Origin of the sequence: Methanobacterium alkalithermotolerans (genome assembly GCF_018141185.1) — an archaeon.
Taxonomy (GTDB): domain Archaea; phylum Methanobacteriota; class Methanobacteria; order Methanobacteriales; family Methanobacteriaceae; genus Methanobacterium_F; species Methanobacterium_F alkalithermotolerans.
This window is the reverse complement of the sequence record NZ_CP058560.1, coordinates 1,436,182-1,453,860: the sequence shown is the minus strand read 5'-3', so window position 1 is coordinate 1,453,860 and position 17,679 is coordinate 1,436,182. Positions and strand designations below refer to the sequence as shown.

The following is a 17,679-nucleotide window of genomic DNA, read 5'->3' as shown; positions in this document are numbered from 1 at the left end:
TAGGAGTCGTTTTCATGGTAACTAAAAAAATCATAATGGCATCATTGATAATATTTCTCATGTCTGTCGGTTTTATTGGATCATTTTTAACCCAGGACCCCCAGGGTTATGGTGAAAGTAATCATATTACAGACATGTTAGACAGAAAAGTTCCCGTGCCTTCAAATATAAGCAAAGTGTATTCACTGAGTTCTTCAACCACAGTCCAGCTTTACATGCTTGCTCCAGATAAGATGGTAGGATGGGATACTGGTCGAGGAGAAAAAGAAAATCAGTACATGACTCCAGAATATCAAAATCTCCCTGTTTTGGGCGGTGGAAAAAAAGATGCGAATTATGAGTCCATTATTTCTGCTCATCCAGACATCATCCTGGTGGGGCATGGAGGTACTGTAGAAATTGTGGAAGAAATACAACATAAATTTGGCCAGATACCGGTATTGGATGTAGAAGGGGATAATAATTTAACCAGCATCATCCCTTCGATTGAGTTTATGGGAGACATTTTGCAAGAGCCTGAAAAAGCAAGAAAGCTTATAAATTTCCATGATAAAGTTTTAAGTCAGGTAAATGGTACAATTGCATCTATTCCTGAAGCTGAAAGAAAAAAAGTTTATTATGGAAAAGACCCTGATGGTTTAAAGACTTATGCCCCTGGTGCTCAGCATGCCAATCTAATAACTATGTGCGGAGGTAAGAATGTAGTGGAAGCTCCTATAACAAAAGGAGGAGTGGGAGTTTCCATGGAGTTAATATTAAAATGGAATCCGGAGGTAATCATAACCAGTGATTCCCAGTTCTATGAAAGTATATATTCCCATCCTCAATGGAAGAATATCGATGCAGTGAAAAACAGAGAAGTATACCTGGTTCCCCAGTCTCCTTTCAACTGGTTTGAGGGTCCACCAGGAGCTAACACCATAATTGGAATTCCTTGGACTGCTAAAGTTATTTATCCTGACCAATTCAAAGACCTTGATATAAAAAGCCTTACTAAAGAATTCTATGCTGAGTTTTATCATTACAATCTTACTGATGTTGAAGTTACAGAAATTTTAAGGCAATCTGGTCTAAAAGACTTCTAAATGGTGGTGCATATGATGATAAAAATCAATATTCAGGAAAGAATTAGAACGCACCAAATATCAGCAGCCGCCTTAATTTCAATCCTACTTATTATTTTATTCTTCTTTTCGTTTCTTATTGGGAGATATCCCGTTTCCCCTTATAATGTAATTGTAGCATTAATTTCCAAAATATTTTTTTTGGAATCTAGCTTACCTGCTACTGTAAATACCATCATTTTTGACATTAGGTTACCCCGTATAATGGCCGCTATGATGGTTGGTGGTTCTTTATCTCTAGCGGGTGCTTGTTTCCAGGGATTATTTCAAAATCCTCTGGTTTCTCCAGATAAATTAGGGGTTTCTGCTGGTGCTGGTTTTGGAGCCGCCATTGCTATTCTATTTTCAGCAAGTGTATTCATGATACAATTTTCTGCATTTTTCTGGGGTTTAACCGCTGTAGGGTTAACTTATGTTTTAGGAAGGACATTCAAGGGTACGTCCATTCTAACCCTGGTTTTATGTGGTATTGCCATTGCATCATTGTTTTCAGCACTTTTATCGCTTATTAAATATGTGGCTGACCCTTATGGGCAACTCCAAACCATAGTTTTCTGGTTAATGGGAAGTTTAGCTGCAGTTAATAATCAAGATTTATTCATTATGGGTATCCCCATAATAATAGGATCTATTATCCTTTTACTGATACGCTGGAGAATAAATGTAATTTCTATGGGAGAGGAAGAAGCCCAGACCCTGGGAGTTAATACTAAAAAACTGCAGGGAATCATAATCCTGTGTTGTACCATCATTACTGCATCAGCAGTGAGTATTTGTGGAATAATTGGCTGGATTGGACTTGTAATACCACATGTAGGGCGTATGATTGTTGGTCCAGATCATAAAGTACTTTTACCAGTCAGCATCATTCTAGGTGCGTTTTTTTTACTTTTAATAGATAATGTTGCCCGTACAATCACCACCACCGAAATTCCATTGGGAATTTTAACCGCAATAATAGGTGCACCTTTCTTCCTTTATCTTTTAAGGAAAAGTAAAGAGGTGTGGGCATGAGTTACTTGCTGGAAATGATTGAGGGAACATTCTCCTATAATAAACAGGAAAATATATTTGAAAAAATAAGCTTTAAGTTGAAAAAAGGGGATGTTTTATGCATTTTAGGTGCTAATGGTGCTGGAAAAACAACATTGCTTAAATGTTTAAATGGTCTGATTCGGCTTGATTCGGGGAAAGTGGCACTGAATGGAATTAATATTCAAGGCCTTAAAGCTTCCACAATAGCTAAAAGTATGGGATATATACCTCAGATGCATAATTCAACCTTTCCGTTTACAGTTTTAGACGTAGTACTAATGGGGAGGGCACCCCATATTGATACCTTTTCTTCTCCCTCAACCCGGGATATTAAAATAGCCAAAAAATCCTTAAAAGATCTTAAAATTTACCATATGAAGGATAAAGCATATACAGAAATAAGCGGAGGTGAGCAGCAGCTGGTTTTTATTGCTCGTGTATTGGCTCAGGAGCCAGAGGTTTTAATTTTAGATGAACCTACCTCTCATTTGGATTTTGGAAATCAGATCAGAACCTTGAGCATTATTGACCAGCTGGCTAAAAAAGGACTATCTATAATAATGTCTTCTCATTTTCCAGATCATGCTTTTCTTTCAGCTAAAAAGGTAGCTTTAATGAAAGGAAAGTCCTTAATTGATATGGGATCCCCAGAAAAAGTGATTAACGAAAAGAACATGAAAAAAGTTTATGGTATTGATGTAAAAATAATAGATATAATGGATAGAAAAGCTTGTATTGCATTAAAATAGAATTATTTTAATTAAAAAAAAAAAATATTAAACCCCGAAGGGCTTAACTTATTTATTTAGATGCTTTTAGTTGGTTTACTTTTTCCAGAATCTTATCCAGGATCTCTTTATCAGAAAGTAGATCAGATTCAACCACTTTTTTCATTCTCAGTGGAACACCATCCATACGATAGGCAGTACCTTCTGCTTCCATCCCCACAATTGCAGGAGGAATAATAAGATCTGCTAATTCAGTTGTAGGTGTTCGGTGAGGTTCTATGGCAATGACCGGCATTTCAGCCATGACATGAAGCGCATTTTGTGGGAAGTGAGCACCAGGATCAGAAGCAATTACCATCATGGCGTCTGCTTCTCTATTTTGAAGTATGTCATTGGACCCAGTTTCTCCCGGATTGTATCTAGGAGTTCCAGTGGCAAAGTCCACACAGAATGGGTATCCACTTTCCCAGGTACATACCTGGTTAAATCCATTCACATTGTAGTGACCCCTCATAGGGATAAGGGTCCACTTGGCAAACTGGTTGAGTTCCTGAATCATCATAATGGCAGTATCAATGTTTCGGTGCTTACCCAGGGAGTGGGTGATACCCATACCGAAGAAGAGAATACCAAACTGGGCTTTTTTGAGTGCTTCTACTGCTCCCACAATATCATCACGGGGTATTCCTGCTACTTTATCATATAAGATTTCATGACCTTTTAAGGCAGATCTCATAGCATCTACCAGTTCATAGTCATTATTGTAGTCCAGTTGCAGGTGTATGTCGGCTAGTTTAGAGGTGTCACTCTTTCGAGGATCCACCACAATAATGGTCCGGTCAGCACGTCCTCGCTCCCGGAAGAATCCACGAGCAAAGGAGTGTCGGGATAAATGACGGGGGTGAGCGTGGAAAGGATTGCATCCCCAGTAAACCACTATATCGGCTCGATTTTTAACTTCTCCCAGAGTACATACTGGATAACCAGTATCGTGTACAGCTAAAAGAGAAGGTCCGTGACATACTGATGCAGTGTTATCCACCACGGCTCTTACTTCTTCAGCTAATTCCATACCTGACTCTTGAGCTGAACAATCAGTACAGCTCCATCCGTACATTAGAGGTCTTTTAGCATCCACCAGTATTTGGGCGGCTTTATCAATAGCTTCTTCATAGCTTATTTCCACAAATTCCCCATTTTTACGTAAAAGGGGTTTTTTGTATCTCATGGCGCCTTCAGTGTGGACAAATTTACTGTGTCCAATGATACATGCATTGTAGGTTCCAACGATCTCATCATCTTCTACCTTACATATGATATCATCACAAAGTGTTCCACAGAAAGGACAAACCACGTTGTTTACTAATTCCATAAATATTACCTCTTTAATTTATTATTTTGGAGCTATGTGCTTGTTGCCAGCTACAGCTACGTATACTGTTCCTTTAGCTCCTTTTATGGCGTTATCACCGGTGAATTTATAGAACACTCCAGGTATATCTTCCCCTCCTACCTCTATGTTCTTTTCAACACCCCAGTAACTAAAGCCTGGCAGGAATTCTCCAACCACACCTTTTACCACGATGTTTCCACCGCTCATTTCTCCACCAGTTCTGGAGGTTACATTACCTTCGATAATCAGTACACCATTACTCATGTGTACTCCAGGCATCTGATCAGCGTTTCCTTTAACCACTATTTTTCCTCCACCCATGTACTCGGCAATTTCGTAACCGACATTACCATGGATGGTTATAAGGCCTCCGCTCATTCCTCTCCAGTCACCACGGTAGGATGATCCTACGTAATCTCCGGCGTCGCCCATTATTTCCAGTTCTCCTCCTTTCATGTTCTGGCCAGCCCAGGCAGCGGCATCACCCTGGACGGTGATTTTTCCACCTTCCATCTCCAGGCCGACGTACATGTTTACATCGCCCTTTACCAGGATTTCGCCAGCGGTCATTTCCTGTCCAATTCTTTTGGTGTTGCTTACATCACCATCGATAATGATTTTGATTTCAGCTGCAGTTTCACCAGGAGTTCCTTCTACATCAAAAAAGTCAGCTAATTTAACTGTTTCTTTTCCGTGGTCGATTTCCAGTTCTTTGATTTCATCAATGGTTTTTCCTGCAAATACGTCTGGTTTAATGTTGGGAGTTTCCAGAGGTACCTGTGGTTGTTCTTTAGGAGTTAGTATTATTTCACTCATAACATCACCCCTTTAATGGGAGCTGACTTGGAGATGTATTCGTCTTCTACCGGGTAATTTTTGAATCCAATGGAGTAGTATTTAACAAACTGTCTTTCCACTTCTTTTAAGACCGCATTGTAGGAGTTTTGTTCCACTTGAGTATCGGCCCAGAAGGTTTTTCCTTTTAATCCAGTATTGATTACTTCTCCGTCTTTTACAGCCAATTCACCGTCTTTGAATACCATACTTGCTTTCTGGAATCCTTGTTCAATGGCCATGTAGTCACTAGATGGGTCTATGGTGTCCGGGTTCATGTTGTAGACTGCCACATCCGCATCAGCACCTGCACCCAGGTGTCCTTTTAAGTCGCTTAGGCCCAGTACTTTGGCGGGAGTGCCCCTGGTAGCCTGTGCAATTTCGTAGAAAGAGAATTCACGGTCAATGGTAGCAATACTGCTTCTTTTTTGAGCCCATTTGTGGAGTTTGTTTTCCAGCATGTCTTCCCGGTACTGATTACTCATGAGCCAGGCAAATATTCTAGGGTATCTGGTGAATGGTCCTGCATTAGGACTGTCGGTGGTTAGACATATTTTGGCAGGATCCTTAACCAGTAAGGATAGTTCCATACCAATAGCCCATTGAACAGCAGGTACTGGTGCCTTAGCTGAGTAGATGAAAGGAACTACTCCAGAACCGGTTTCCATTTCCACATCACAGTTAGCCCATTTTAGACCATTTAGAGAGTGTAAATCGTATTCCATCGGTCCATCAGCAGTCATGGTGGTGGTTTCATCCAGGGTAACCTGACCAATGTCAATGGTGATGTGGTCGTTTTTATTTACATAATCCGCCACTTTGTCTGCTGCAGATTCAAAGTCTCTCCAGGAAGTACCAGCGTAACTGTGGTACTGGACATGAGTACCATGCACAATGGTATCTCTGCTTCCGGTAGCAGGGTTAACCTTAATTCCTTTAGGTACCTCAAAGGACTCTATGGTGGTTTCATAGTTTCCAGGGTGTCCCAGGTCATTACAGTGCAGGTGTATGGAGTGAGGTAATCTCAATTTTTCATTAACTTCAGCCAGTCCTTTAATCATTTCTGCAGGGGTTACTTTAAAGTGAGGAGCAGTATCATGAATTCCATGCACATTTCCTCCCCATCCCCAAGCTTCAGTTCCACAGGGGTTTACTATCTTAATAGCATAACCTTTGGTAGCTTTTAGTAACCAGGAAGCATAGGCTGCACAGGAGTCTATGTCTCCTTCACCTAAATAGTCCATCACAAACCAGTTGTTTCCAAATAAGGGAAATGCAGCATGATCCAGGATAGGAGTGGCCTGCAGTTCTTCGTGGGTGTGCCGGGCCAGTAATGGAGGCATGGCTGCTTCCATGGCAGTGGTGTAACCCATCTGTGCATACCGGTATCCGGTCATGTGGGTGGAAGGCACTGAAAAACCACTTCCGGCCCTACGATGAGTTGCTTCTACTGTAGCTTCTGCATCTTTTTTACTGTCCTCTGGTCGTATCATACGACCCACGTTTACCTTTGCTCCTGCTATGTGAGAGTGTACCTCCACAGCACCAGGCATAACGATTTGTCCAGAAGCATCGAATACTTCTGCATCATCACTAACACTTTCAACGATTTTACCGTCCTTTATGGAGATATCCATTTTTTCTCCATTAATTCCATTTAAGGGACAGTAAACAACACCGTTCTTGATTATACGTTCCATTTTATTTAATCCTCCTAGATTGGTTGTAGGATATTACACTTTTCCGTATACCTTCATTAGAGTGGGCATGTCCAGTACTTCTTCGTCAGTGGGCATAATCTCTACAGGTATATTTTTATAAGAGGGCATTGCAGTGGAGTTGGTAGTAGGATCAACCACTCTATTAGCCCAGGGACCCATAGGGACGTATATTGTGTCTTCAGGGAGAGTTTCTTTGGTAGCCACTGCTTTAACCACCACGTCACCATCAGGCGCTATTATTTTAATGTTTTGTCCAGGTTTAATGCCCATCTGAGCCATCATTTCATCACTTATATGGGCTATAGCTGCAGCATTGATGTACATTTCCAGATCTTTTCCAGATTCAATTGCCTGTCCTTGCCATACAGTTCTTCCTGTGATTAGATTAACTATCATCACAATTCCTCCAGTCTAATAGCTTCTACCGGGCAGCTTTCTACACAGGTTCCGCACTTTCCGCACAGATCCACGTTTTTTAGTTGTACTGCTCCGTCTTCTACTATCATTATCAGGTCCAACAGTTCGCTTGGTCCCTTTCCTGCAGCGACATCTTCGCTTCGGAGGGCGTTAACCGGGCAAGCTATAACACAGTTTCCACATCCGTGACAAATATCACGGTAAGCTTTTAGTCCAATTGCCATTTAATAGCCTCCATATTCAGTTTTTCAAGGATTCAAAGGCCTTTACCCAAGCCTTGGATTTGGTTGGTGTGTAGTTAATTTTAGTCCTCTTAACATCTATGGCATCCACCGGACAGGATTTCTGACAGGCGCCACAGTAAATACAGAACCTTTCATCTTTATGCAGTTTTTCCGGCTTTGCACCTGATTTCTCCGCCTTAGGGAAAGATAACACATTGCAGGGACAAACCATTACACAGGTTTCACAGGCCTGGCAGGTGTCCTGGTCTATGGTCAATTCACCTTCAAAAGGTTTGTTTACTTTGGCTGCATCCACAGGACAAATTTCCTGACACCAGGTACAGTTTACACATAGTTCAGGGTCAATATAGGAGGTTCCAGTGACTTCTGGTACTTCAATTTCGTATTCTCCATAAGGACAGATTCTGCATACCTGCATAATAGCGTCTACCGGACAGATTCTCTTACAGATTCCACAGTGGACACATTTGTCTTCATTTACATTGATGTCAGTAGCCACTGCCGGATTGTCCGAAGTAGGGACCTGGTGTGCTATATCAATAGCATCCACCGGACACATTTCTTCACACATACCACAGTAAATACAGGTTTCCTTATCTATTTCGATTTCACCTGTTATGAGGTCTGCTCTTTTAGGCAGTTCACGAGTAATAGTAATTGCATCCTGAGGACATGCAGTTTCACATGCTTTACACTGGATACACTCCTCATCAGAGATTTCTGCTGATTTTATAATTTGAGGATACTGAAGGTCTTTTATGCTGTCTCCATCTATCTTTAAATCCAGAGCCTGGAAAGGACAGATACTACTGCACATACCGCATAAAACACACTTATGTTCATCAATATCTATTTTACTTACGTCTTGTTCAGTACGAATCATCGCACCAGTAGGATTTACCTCAATTGCAGTTACTGGACAAATTTTTTCACATAATCCACAAACCGCGCATAGATCATCTTTAAAGAGCAATTTTCGATCTTCTTCGCCTGCTCTTTCCACGGTAATATCCTTACCGTCTTTATATTCAGTTGTTTCCATCAATCTACTACCTCCTTAATTTCTATCGAGTTGGTTGGGCACATCTCCACACAGATTAAACATCCGCAACACCATTCAAAATCTATTTGTGCCTTTAAGTCATTCAACACGACAGCCTTCATCAGACAGGTATCCACACAGAGACCACATCCAATACAGGAATTTTTTACTTTGCCTTCATATCGATTTTTCTGGCAAGTTTGGATAATGATTCTGGTTCTATCTTTATCCTTTAGCAGTGTATGAGTAAAAAGTAAAAAGTCTTTAGGGCACATATTAACTACCAGCTTTGCGACTTCTATAGAATCCTTAGACAGATTTCTACCATTTAAATAATGAGAAACTGTAGATCTATCCATACCCAGAGCCTGAGCTATCTCCCGTTGAGTTTGACCTTTTTTCCTCAGCTTTACTGTTGCCATGTACTTTAATCCAGAAACGATATGTTTGGGCATTGGTTCACCATGTGGGTTAATAACACTTTTTAAGCATTCCTTATAAATACATTTCTACTAGAAACATATGGGAAGTTATAAATATAAGAGTGTAGTTCCTCCACATAAATGCTTTTGAAAATTTAAAAGTAAGCATTATAAAAATTTTAATGCTATTAATAAAAATAAATAAAGTGTTTTTAGATAAAAAAAAGAATATTAATATTTTTTAATTCAAATAATATCCTTAGATCAGTTCTAAATATCTATTTCATCCTCACTTAAAACTCTTATTTTTACAGTTGAAATTTTTAGTTCAGGGGTGCCTGAAACCGGGTCCCGGGCGGTCTGAGTAAGACAATTAGCAGGTGCTTCTTGGAAATGAAAAGTCATAGAAACACAACCGGACAATAAACCAGGGTTTATTCTGGATCTGGCACGTATGGTGCCTCTTCTAGAAGATATTTCCAGCCATTCTCCCCCTTTTATATTCAAATTAGATGCATCATCAGGATTAATCTCTAAAAACTCCTCTCCATCAATATAATTTAAACCATTAACTTTGCGAGTCATAGATCCGGTGTGGTATTGATAGAGGCTTCGGCCGGTTCCGAGTATGAAAGGATATTCTTCATCCGGGATTTCCGCCGAGGGAATATATTCCAGTGGATGAAATATTCCTTTATGGGAGGGAGTATTGAACTGATTCTGGTGCAGTATAGGGGTTCCGGGATCATCAATATCCAGACAAGGCCAGTGCAAACCCTGATTTTCTAATCTATCATAAGAAATTCCACCATAAATAGGAGTTAGAGCTGTCATTTCAGAAAATATCTCTTCAGCTGATTTAAAATCAAAACCAGATTTTTCCATTTTCTTTGCAATGGCCGAGATTATCTCCCAATCTGATTTAGAATCTCCCGGTGCGATTATAGCTTTTTTTATTCTCTGCACCCTTCTTTCGGTATTGGTGAAAGTTCCCTCTTTTTCTGCAAAAGAAGCAGCAGGGAGTACCACATCAGCCTGGCGTGCAGTTTCAGTTAAAAAGATATCCTGAACTACTAAAAATTCCACATTTTCCAGTGCCATTTTTACCTTCTGTATATCCGGTTCACTGAGCAATGGATTTTCACCCATGATATATAATGACTTGAGATCCCCACTTCGAGCTTTTTCAAAAATTTCAGATAACATCATGCCATTTACCGGTTTAAGATGCATATTCCATGCCTTCTGGAATTTTTCAACAATTTCAGGGTCTTCTACTGATTGATATCCCGGGAATACATTGGGAAGGGTTCCCATATCACAGGACCCCTGTACATTATTTTGGCCCCGAAGGGGGTTAACTCCAGAAGATTCTCTTCCCAGGTTGCCAGTAAGAAGGGCCAGATTACTAACAGCCAGTACATTGTCAGTTCCGTGGGAGTGCTGGGTAATTCCCATGGCATATAAGATGGAAGATGGATCTCCCTCCGCATACATATAAGCCGTTTGTCTAATTTTTTCCTTTTCCACTCCAGTTATATGTTCTAGTTCATCCCAAGATAAAATTTCAAGTGATTTTTTAAGTTTTAAGAAGTTTTCAGTTCTTTCTTCTATAAAAGATTGGTTATAGAGGCCTTCATCAACTATTACCTTGGCTATGGCCATTAAAAGAGCCACATCACTTCCCGGATTATGCTGTAAAAATATATCTGCGTGCTTTGCCAGTTCAATTTTCTGGGGATTAATCACTATGAGTTTCGAACCAGTTTTAACTGCTTTAATTATTTGAAGGGCTAGTACAGGATGGCTTACAGTGGTGTTGGTTCCTATAGCCATTATACAGCCAGCCTGCCCAATTTCTGCTATGGAATTACTCATAGCCCCACTTCCAATACTCCGAGAGAGTCCCACTACCGAGGGAGCATGGCACAGGCGTGCGCAGTGATCTATATGGGGAGACTCCATTACCCCCCGGGTGAACTTTTGTAAGAGATAATTTTCTTCATTGGTACACTTGGCCGAGGCAATGGATGCAAATTCATTCCCGGAATATTTTGAAAATTTATCTGCAATTAGTTTCAGGGCTTCATCCCATCCGACCTCTTCAAATTTGCCCTGTTTTTTTATTAAGGGTTTTTTAAGTCTTTGAGGGTGGTTAATAAATTCATAAGCAAATCTACCCTTTACACAGAGTTTTCCTTGATTTACCATGCTTTCAGGGTCCCCTCTTACACTTACTATTTCACCCCCCCTGATTCCCAGATAGATGCCGCAACCTACCCCACAATAGGGGCAGATGGTTTTTACTTCGCGAGCAGGAGTTAAAGAATTGCGGGAAACCAGAGCACCCACCGGACATGCTTCCACACATTCGCCACAGGATACGCAGTTAGATTCCAGAATATCCTTATCACCAAAGGTGGTTATCCTGGTATCATACCCTCTAAACCCAAAATCAATAGCATTTACTCCCATTATATCGGCACATACCTGGACACATATTCCACAGAGGATGCATTTTTTAAGGTCCCGGATAAAAAAAGGATTGGACTCATCCCGGGGGACATCCTTTACTGATTGTCTTAAGTTTTCCAGTTCGTTCTCATTTACCTGCAAATAGGATGCTGCTTCTTGAAGCTTGCAATTATCCGATTGAGTGCAGCTAAGGCAGTTTTTTTCATGATTGGAAATAAGTAAAGATATTAACATCTTTTTAACCCGGTTTAATTTCATGCTGTGGGTTTTAATTTCCATTCCCTCTTCCACCTGATTCTCGCAGGAAGTTATAAGCCTTCCCTCAGCATTTTCCACCAGACATAAGCGGCAGGCACCATATGGTTTTAGCTGGGAATTATAACAAAGATGAGGAATATAAATATCATTTTCTATGGCTGATTGAAGGATAGTGGTTCCTTCATCTGCTTCAAACTCCAATCCATCCATTAAAAATTTGATCTTTTTCTTCATGGTATCCTTGAAATTTTTTTTAAAAAATTAGCCGTTAATTCAATTAGTTTTTAGCAAATATACGTTATTAGATATTATATTAAATAGAGAATTTAGGAATAAAATAGGGTAAAGTTATTTTAAATAATTCATTTTAATAAATTGGGGATAAACAACATAATGTATTTAACTACTATTACTACTACTATTTAATTTAACTACTATATTCTTATTAATATAATCTATTCCTTTATTTTTTTAAATAATTAGAGAGTAGAAATAAGTACAGTTGGTGCTTGTAAATGAAAATAATATCTATCATAGGGACTAAAGACACTGGAAAAACAACTCTGGTGACCAGACTGGTGGAAAAACTTTCACAGAAAGGATACAGCGTAGGAACAATGAAATTCAGCCATGTTCATTTTGATCTGGCAGATAAGGATACAGGAAAGCACCGTCAGGCCGGGGCTAAAATCGTGGTTGGTACTGGAAAAGAGACTTTTATTCTTTGGGACCATCCCCTTGATGTGGAAAACGTAATTTCAACCATTGAATCCTATGATGAAATTGATTTTTTAGTCATGGAAGGATTTAAAAGCTCAAGATTTGCAAAAATATCTGTTTCATCATTAAAAGACAATTATACTATCCGGCAAGTGGATGTAAAAAAATTGAATGATGAAAAAATGGATGAATTAGTGGAAATTATTGAAAAAAGAAGTTATGGTCTATTGCAGGATTTGAATTGTAAAAAATGTGGATTTGAATCCTGTGCAGACTTTTCTCAGGCCAAATTGCAGGGTTTAGCTCCTGAAGTTGACTGTAAAAGCCAGTTTAAACAGGCATTGCTGGAAGTTAATGGTAAAAGGATACCATTAAACCCATTTGTACAGAATATAATTGCTAAAACCATTACAGGGATGATAAATTCTCTGGATAAAGATTCAGATGATATTGATACCATAAAAATAGTATTGCATAATAAAGATTAAGTAACACCACTTCCAAGACCCCAAACCATCAGATTAAACTACAAATGATAATATGCTTACCCATGATAGTTTCCAGAGGCCAATAATCTCTTTAAGAATCTCTATAACCAGCAGATGCAATGTAAAGTGTCTTTATTGTCACCATGACGGTATAATGCCACAGGATAATGAGATGACCGCCCATGAGATATTTAAAATTGCTCAGGTGGCCCGGGATATAGGCATTAAAAAGATTCGGCTCTCTGGAGGGGAACCCCTTATAAGAAAGGATATTGTAGAAATTGTGGAGAAGATATCCACCCTGGAATTTAAAGATGTTTCCATAACCACCAATGGAACTTTAATGGAACGTTATGCTCAAAAACTGGTTGATGCCGGATTAAAAAGAGTCAATGTGAGTCTGGATACTTTGAATCCAGATACTTATCAATTTATTACCAGCAGAAATTATCTGGATAGTGCTAAAAGAGGAATTAAGGCTGCCGCCCAGGCGGGACTGGACCCGGTTAAGGTTAATATGGTAGTTATGAAGGACATCAACCATCAGGAAATATGGGATATGTTTCAATTTTGTAAAAAAAATGGGGCGGTACTGCAGCTAATAGAACTTTTAAAAACAGAAAGCTGTCCGGATACAGAATTCATAGATAAGTATCATTTTGAAATGAATCAATTAGAAAATGAATTGACAAATAGGGCAGACAAAGTGAAAACCCGGGCTTTTATGCAGGATAGGAAAAAATACTTTGTGGATGATGGAGAAATAGAAATTGTAAAGCCCATGGACAATACGGAGTTTTGTAAAAACTGTACCCGTTTAAGGATAACCCCGGATGGTAAAATAAAACCCTGTTTACTACGTAATGATAACTTAGTGGATATAATTGGTGCTATTCGTTCCGGTAAAAGTATGGAGGACTTAAAAAAGATATTTATTGATGCTATTGAGAATAGAGAACCTTTTTATGGTGGATGTTGAGATTAGAAATTTATATATTATTTTTTATTATTAGAGGCCCCAGTAACTAATCCCCCCAAAAAATGTATTAAATATACTATTAAAAAATTATAATTATAAAAAAATGATTCATTATAATTATGTAATTAATATCACAGAATTATATTCTAAACAGCCTCATCCTGTAAGGCAATACAGAAAGCACAAACAGCGTGGGGGTTATTTTTTTGGCCATCTTTTACCGGGCAATAGTAGATATTATCCTCATATTTAACCCTGAATCCCCCGGGAAAAAGGGTACCCACCATGTGAATTGGTTCATCCAGAATAAAAGTAGTGTAAATACTGATAAGTGCATATATTTTAAATGAACGGGGATATCTCCTTATTTTTTTTACATTATCTTCCTGACGATTTAAAAGATTTAAGGCTTTTTTTAACTCCTCCCGATCCACATATCCATCATAAAACTCAGAATTATCCTTAATTTCCTTTATTCTAATAATGAATCCCATGACATATGCCTTCAAATAATCTTTAAAGTAGTTTTCAGGCAGATACCTGCCCTCATGACAAAGGTGCACATAGTATGCAATCAAATCATATATATCGATCCCAGAACATTCCTTTTTTAGAATAGTAAGGAGTTCCTGTTTTTTAATTTTCCGGGAAAGGTTTATTTCTTCTAACATTTTTATTCTTAAAATTTATAGAGTTATTTTAATATTATTTATTCTAATTACCTTTCTTAAAAAAAAGCAGTTTGCCGATATTTGAATCAGATTTTCAGCCTAGAAAGCATATTCTGTTCAGGCTCTGCTCATGATCAGGTTACTAGGGCATTAAATTCACTATATTTAGCATTAATCTATTTATCTTAACTTTGATTGATTTATTTTAATCTTCCTCCACAGAAAATTTTAAATCTTTCCCTTAAATTTATAAAAGCTGGGAAAAAATATACATTGCAGGCCTCTTTTAAATAGTGATAATTTTATAAGTATTATAATTAATTATATAATAAAAATTAAAATAGATAATATAGTACATATCTTTAAAGGGAGGATCGGCTGTGGGGAAGTATTTAATTAACCGCGTGGGGATATCCATAATTATAGCAGTTTTAATAAGCCTGCTTATAACACTTATTCTTAAATTTTTTATAGGAATCTATGCCCTGCTACTTTTACCTGTGCTTAGCAGTTCTTTATCCGTATTTTTTGCAAATGAAATTGAATATCCTGTGGGGATGATAATTGGATTAATTTCAGCATTGATTTCGCTGCTATGGGTAAGTCCAATTTTCATATTTTTAGGTTTTTTAGGGGGATTTTTAGGGGTTTTCTTAAATCGGTATTTACTTCAACAGGAAATAGGATCCAGCTATGATTTAAATAAAAGAAAATCTATTGCTTATCCTCGCATTAATCCCGTTCTGGTATGGATAAATAATCCCTATCGTAATAAAATCGTGCCAGTTATTGGCACCTTACTATTAGCACTGTTACTTATTTGGGGCATATTTGCTGTTCCTATGGATGCTGCCCAAACAGATGTTTCTGATGAAAAAGCTGCCCCCTCAAAAAATACAACCAGCCAAATTTCAGAAGACGAAAAACTGGAAAAAGATGTAAAACAGGGATTATCAGATTTTTTCAAAGATTTCAACACCTTATTTAATTATGATGGGGTTAAAACAGGATATATTCTCAACAGTATGAAAATAGATCGTTTAAATAAGGTATCAAATAATGAAGTTAATGTTACAGTAAGTTTAACCTTTGTTGATTCTAGCCGGGATGAATTTGATTCAATATGGACTGGTCCCTTTTATCTGGAAAATGGAAAATGGGTGGATAAAGGCAATTTCATCCAGATACACCTCTATAATGTTAATACTGGTGAAAAATTCATCTGAAATATTTCTAGCCCCTAATTAGCAAATATTGGCCAGTATAACTGCATTTTTTTTCTTTTTACATAAATCCAGACAGGTGCCGCATTTAACACATTTTAGGGTATCAATAAAATGAACCTTATCTTTTTCACCAGATATGGCACCTACCGGGCAGGATTTAATACAAGCCATGCAGCCATCACAATTCTCAGAATCAATAGTATAGGTAATGAAATCCTTACAATCCAGAGCAGGGCAAATACCGTCTTCTATATGGGATTGGTATTCTTCCATGAAAAAGTGCATGGTGGTTAATATGGGATTAGGTGCTGATTGACCCAGACCACATAAAGATCCCAGTTTAACTGCTTCTGCTAATTCAGGTAGCACATCCAGATCTTTTTTCTTTCCTTTACCCACAGTTATGTCGGTTAAAATATCCAGCATCTGTTTAGTCCCTAAACGGCAGGGTACACATTTTCCGCAGGATTCTTTTTGAATGAATTCCAAAAAGTAACGGGCCACTTCCACCATACAGGTACTGTGGTCCATTACTACCAGACCCCCGGAGCCCATCATGGCCCCTATTTCTAATAGAGAACTGTAATCAATGGGAGTGTCCAGGTGCTGGGCAGGAACACATCCCCCGGAAGGGCCTCCGATTTGAACTGATTTAAATTCCCCATCATCCAGTATGCCTCCACCTATATCAAATATTACTTCTTTTAAGGTGGTTCCCAGCGGTACTTCTATCAGACCTGTTTTTTTAACCTGACCCACCAGGGAGAAGGTTTTGGTACCTTTACTTTCTTTGGTTCCCATCTGAGAGTATTTTTCAGCACCCTGCTGCATAACTAGAGCAACGCTGGCCATAGTTTCCACATTATTTATTACTGTGGGCTTTCCAAAAAGGCCTTCTGTTGTGGGAAATGGGGGTCGGGTGCGGGGAGTTCCTCTTTCACCTTCTATTGATGCTAAAAGAGCAGTTTCTTCACCACAAACAAAGGCTCCTGCACCCTCTTTAATAATGATTTCCAGATTAAATCCAGATCCCATGATATTTTTTCCTAGAAATCCTCTCTCCTTCATCTCGTTAATTGCGGTCTTGAGTCTTTCTAAAGCCAGTGGATATTCTGCTCGACAGTATAAGTATGCTTTCTCGGCATGGATGGTTTTAGCAGCTATGAGCATACCTTCCAGTACCGAGTGGGGATCACTCTCTAAGAGTGAACGGTTCATGAATGCTCCGGGATCACCTTCATCTGCATTGCAAATCAGGTAATTGGTTTTTTTACCAGAATCCAGACAAAACTGCCATTTCATCCAGGTGGGGAAACCTGCCCCTCCCCTTCCCCTCAGGCCTGATTTTTTTATTTCCTCAATGATTTCAGATGATTCCATTTTTAATGCCTGCATAAATCCAGAATAACCCCCCTGGGATAGATAGTGCCCTATATTAGTGGGATCAATAAATCCACAGTTTCTTAGTATTCTTCTCTCCTGCATTTTCATGGATTTTTGTTCAAATAAAGGAGTAATTCCTTCAATTTTACCTTCTCCCCAACTCCCCAGGGCATAATCGGGAAGGGGTGTGTCCTGAATTATATGAGATCTGGTAATTTTACGGGCCACTTTTTTAGTGACATTACCATAGATTACAGAAGGCTGCTGTGGTTTTACCACCATTATAATTGGTTCAGCATAACATAAGCCAATACAGCCCACATCTATAATTTCACATTCAAAATCAGATAATTCGGACTTTATAATATCCTTTGCAGTTTGAGCCCCAGCAGAATTTCCACATGTTGCCGAGCCTACAAAGACTGCTGTTTTATCAGAAAATAATAAATTGTAGTCCTTTTTTTCCTGTTGGACCATTTCTTCAAACTTCATAATTGACCCCATTGATGCTGATGATA

The 17,679-nt window shown here is 38.8% G+C and carries 16 protein-coding genes; 6 read left to right on the top strand and 10 right to left on the bottom strand.

Annotated features, from left to right (window positions below):
* Positions 1–14: 14 nt before the first annotated feature.
* Genes HYG87_RS07140 through HYG87_RS07130 form a run of 3 tightly spaced genes read left to right on the top strand, consistent with a single transcriptional unit; the run spans position 15 to position 2,908 of the window.
* Positions 15–1,085 carry an ABC transporter substrate-binding protein gene (locus HYG87_RS07140; protein ID WP_211532505.1) on the top strand — a complete coding sequence of 357 codons (1,071 nt, stop codon included), beginning with the start codon at positions 15–17 and terminating at the stop codon, positions 1,083–1,085.
* A gap of 15 nt (positions 1,086–1,100) precedes the next feature.
* Positions 1,101–2,138, top strand: a complete 1,038-nt coding sequence (locus tag HYG87_RS07135) for a FecCD family ABC transporter permease (protein ID WP_211534248.1) — start codon at positions 1,101–1,103, stop codon at positions 2,136–2,138.
* A complete protein-coding gene (locus tag HYG87_RS07130) occupies positions 2,135–2,908 on the top strand; it encodes an ABC transporter ATP-binding protein (RefSeq protein WP_211532504.1) in 774 nt (257 codons plus the stop codon). The genes HYG87_RS07135 and HYG87_RS07130 overlap by 4 nt, the downstream gene beginning before the upstream one ends.
* Before the next feature lie 52 nt (positions 2,909–2,960).
* On the opposite strand, the gene HYG87_RS07125 is transcribed toward HYG87_RS07130, so the two are convergent.
* From HYG87_RS07125 to fdhF, 8 genes are all read right to left on the bottom strand, one after another.
* Complete coding sequence (locus HYG87_RS07125) at positions 2,961–4,259, bottom strand: formylmethanofuran dehydrogenase subunit B (protein ID WP_211532503.1); 1,299 nt, start codon at positions 4,257–4,259, stop codon at positions 2,961–2,963.
* 21 nt (positions 4,260–4,280) lie between these two features.
* On the bottom strand, positions 4,281–5,096 hold the full coding sequence (gene fwdC, locus HYG87_RS07120; protein ID WP_211532502.1) for a tungsten-dependent formylmethanofuran dehydrogenase subunit FwdC: 816 nt from the start codon (positions 5,094–5,096) through the stop codon (positions 4,281–4,283).
* The gene (gene fwdA / locus HYG87_RS07115) at positions 5,093–6,814 is read right to left on the bottom strand and encodes a tungsten-dependent formylmethanofuran dehydrogenase subunit FwdA (protein ID WP_211532501.1); all 1,722 of its coding nucleotides are present in this window, start codon (positions 6,812–6,814) and stop codon (positions 5,093–5,095) included. The genes fwdC and fwdA overlap by 4 nt, the downstream gene beginning before the upstream one ends.
* A gap of 33 nt (positions 6,815–6,847) precedes the next feature.
* On the bottom strand, positions 6,848–7,231 hold the full coding sequence (gene fwdD, locus HYG87_RS07110; RefSeq protein ID WP_211532500.1) for a tungsten-dependent formylmethanofuran dehydrogenase subunit FwdD: 384 nt from the start codon (positions 7,229–7,231) through the stop codon (positions 6,848–6,850).
* Positions 7,231–7,476, bottom strand: a complete 246-nt coding sequence (locus HYG87_RS07105; protein WP_211532499.1) for a 4Fe-4S binding protein — start codon at positions 7,474–7,476, stop codon at positions 7,231–7,233. Before HYG87_RS07105 ends, fwdD begins: the two co-directional genes overlap by 1 nt.
* Before the next feature lie 16 nt (positions 7,477–7,492).
* Positions 7,493–8,539 carry a tungsten-dependent formylmethanofuran dehydrogenase subunit FwdF gene (fwdF, locus tag HYG87_RS07100; protein ID WP_211534247.1) on the bottom strand — a complete coding sequence of 349 codons (1,047 nt, stop codon included), beginning with the start codon at positions 8,537–8,539 and terminating at the stop codon, positions 7,493–7,495.
* Positions 8,539–8,994: a 4Fe-4S binding protein gene (locus HYG87_RS07095; RefSeq protein ID WP_211532498.1), complete on the bottom strand. Its 456-nt coding sequence runs from the start codon at positions 8,992–8,994 to the stop codon at positions 8,539–8,541. Before HYG87_RS07095 ends, fwdF begins: the two co-directional genes overlap by 1 nt.
* A 237-nt stretch (positions 8,995–9,231) precedes the next feature.
* Complete coding sequence (gene fdhF / locus HYG87_RS07090) at positions 9,232–11,928, bottom strand: formate dehydrogenase subunit alpha (protein WP_211532497.1); 2,697 nt, start codon at positions 11,926–11,928, stop codon at positions 9,232–9,234.
* A 281-nt stretch (positions 11,929–12,209) separates the two neighbouring features.
* On the opposite strand from fdhF, the gene mobB reads away from it, so the two are divergent.
* Both mobB and moaA read left to right on the top strand, forming a co-directional pair.
* Entirely contained in the window at positions 12,210–12,902 is a 693-nt protein-coding gene (gene mobB, locus HYG87_RS07085; RefSeq protein ID WP_211532496.1) for a molybdopterin-guanine dinucleotide biosynthesis protein B, read from the top strand.
* Positions 12,903–12,954: 52 nt separating this feature from the next.
* Positions 12,955–13,881 carry a GTP 3',8-cyclase MoaA gene (gene moaA / locus HYG87_RS07080; RefSeq protein ID WP_211532495.1) on the top strand — a complete coding sequence of 309 codons (927 nt, stop codon included), beginning with the start codon at positions 12,955–12,957 and terminating at the stop codon, positions 13,879–13,881.
* A gap of 146 nt (positions 13,882–14,027) precedes the next feature.
* Here moaA and HYG87_RS07075 read toward each other — a convergent pair whose 3' ends face one another.
* Positions 14,028–14,552, bottom strand: coding sequence for a DUF2115 family protein (locus tag HYG87_RS07075; RefSeq protein WP_249164823.1), 525 nt, complete (start codon positions 14,550–14,552; stop codon positions 14,028–14,030).
* 380 nt (positions 14,553–14,932) lie between these two features.
* Between HYG87_RS07075 and HYG87_RS07070 the strand changes: the two genes are divergently transcribed.
* The gene (locus HYG87_RS07070) at positions 14,933–15,778 is read left to right on the top strand and encodes a hypothetical protein (RefSeq protein WP_211532494.1); all 846 of its coding nucleotides are present in this window, start codon (positions 14,933–14,935) and stop codon (positions 15,776–15,778) included.
* 18 nt (positions 15,779–15,796) lie between these two features.
* Here HYG87_RS07070 and HYG87_RS07065 read toward each other — a convergent pair whose 3' ends face one another.
* The gene (locus tag HYG87_RS07065) at positions 15,797–17,653 is read right to left on the bottom strand and encodes an NADH-quinone oxidoreductase subunit NuoF (RefSeq protein WP_211532493.1); all 1,857 of its coding nucleotides are present in this window, start codon (positions 17,651–17,653) and stop codon (positions 15,797–15,799) included.
* Between the last annotated feature and the right edge of the window lie 26 nt (positions 17,654–17,679).

Bases quoted from the DNA above. Each gene is read 5' to 3' on its own strand.
- HYG87_RS07140 (WP_211532505.1), top strand. From the start codon at position 15: ATGGTAACTAAAAAAATCATAATGGCATCATTGATAATATTTCTCATG.
- HYG87_RS07135 (WP_211534248.1), top strand. From the start codon at position 1,101: ATGATAAAAATCAATATTCAGGAAAGAATTAGAACGCACCAAATATCA.
- HYG87_RS07130 (WP_211532504.1), top strand. From the start codon at position 2,135: ATGAGTTACTTGCTGGAAATGATTGAGGGAACATTCTCCTATAATAAA.
- HYG87_RS07125 (WP_211532503.1), bottom strand. From the start codon at position 4,259: ATGGAATTAGTAAACAACGTGGTTTGTCCTTTCTGTGGAACACTTTGT.
- fwdC (WP_211532502.1), bottom strand. From the start codon at position 5,096: ATGAGTGAAATAATACTAACTCCTAAAGAACAACCACAGGTACCTCTG.
- fwdA (WP_211532501.1), bottom strand. From the start codon at position 6,814: ATGGAACGTATAATCAAGAACGGTGTTGTTTACTGTCCCTTAAATGGA.
- fwdD (WP_211532500.1), bottom strand. From the start codon at position 7,231: ATGATAGTTAATCTAATCACAGGAAGAACTGTATGGCAAGGACAGGCA.
- HYG87_RS07105 (WP_211532499.1), bottom strand. From the start codon at position 7,476: ATGGCAATTGGACTAAAAGCTTACCGTGATATTTGTCACGGATGTGGA.
- fwdF (WP_211534247.1), bottom strand. From the start codon at position 8,539: ATGGAAACAACTGAATATAAAGACGGTAAGGATATTACCGTGGAAAGA.
- HYG87_RS07095 (WP_211532498.1), bottom strand. From the start codon at position 8,994: ATGCCCAAACATATCGTTTCTGGATTAAAGTACATGGCAACAGTAAAG.
- fdhF (WP_211532497.1), bottom strand. From the start codon at position 11,928: ATGAAGAAAAAGATCAAATTTTTAATGGATGGATTGGAGTTTGAAGCA.
- mobB (WP_211532496.1), top strand. From the start codon at position 12,210: ATGAAAATAATATCTATCATAGGGACTAAAGACACTGGAAAAACAACT.
- moaA (WP_211532495.1), top strand. From the start codon at position 12,955: ATGCTTACCCATGATAGTTTCCAGAGGCCAATAATCTCTTTAAGAATC.
- HYG87_RS07075 (WP_249164823.1), bottom strand. From the start codon at position 14,552: ATGTTAGAAGAAATAAACCTTTCCCGGAAAATTAAAAAACAGGAACTC.
- HYG87_RS07065 (WP_211532493.1), bottom strand. From the start codon at position 17,653: ATGAAGTTTGAAGAAATGGTCCAACAGGAAAAAAAGGACTACAATTTA.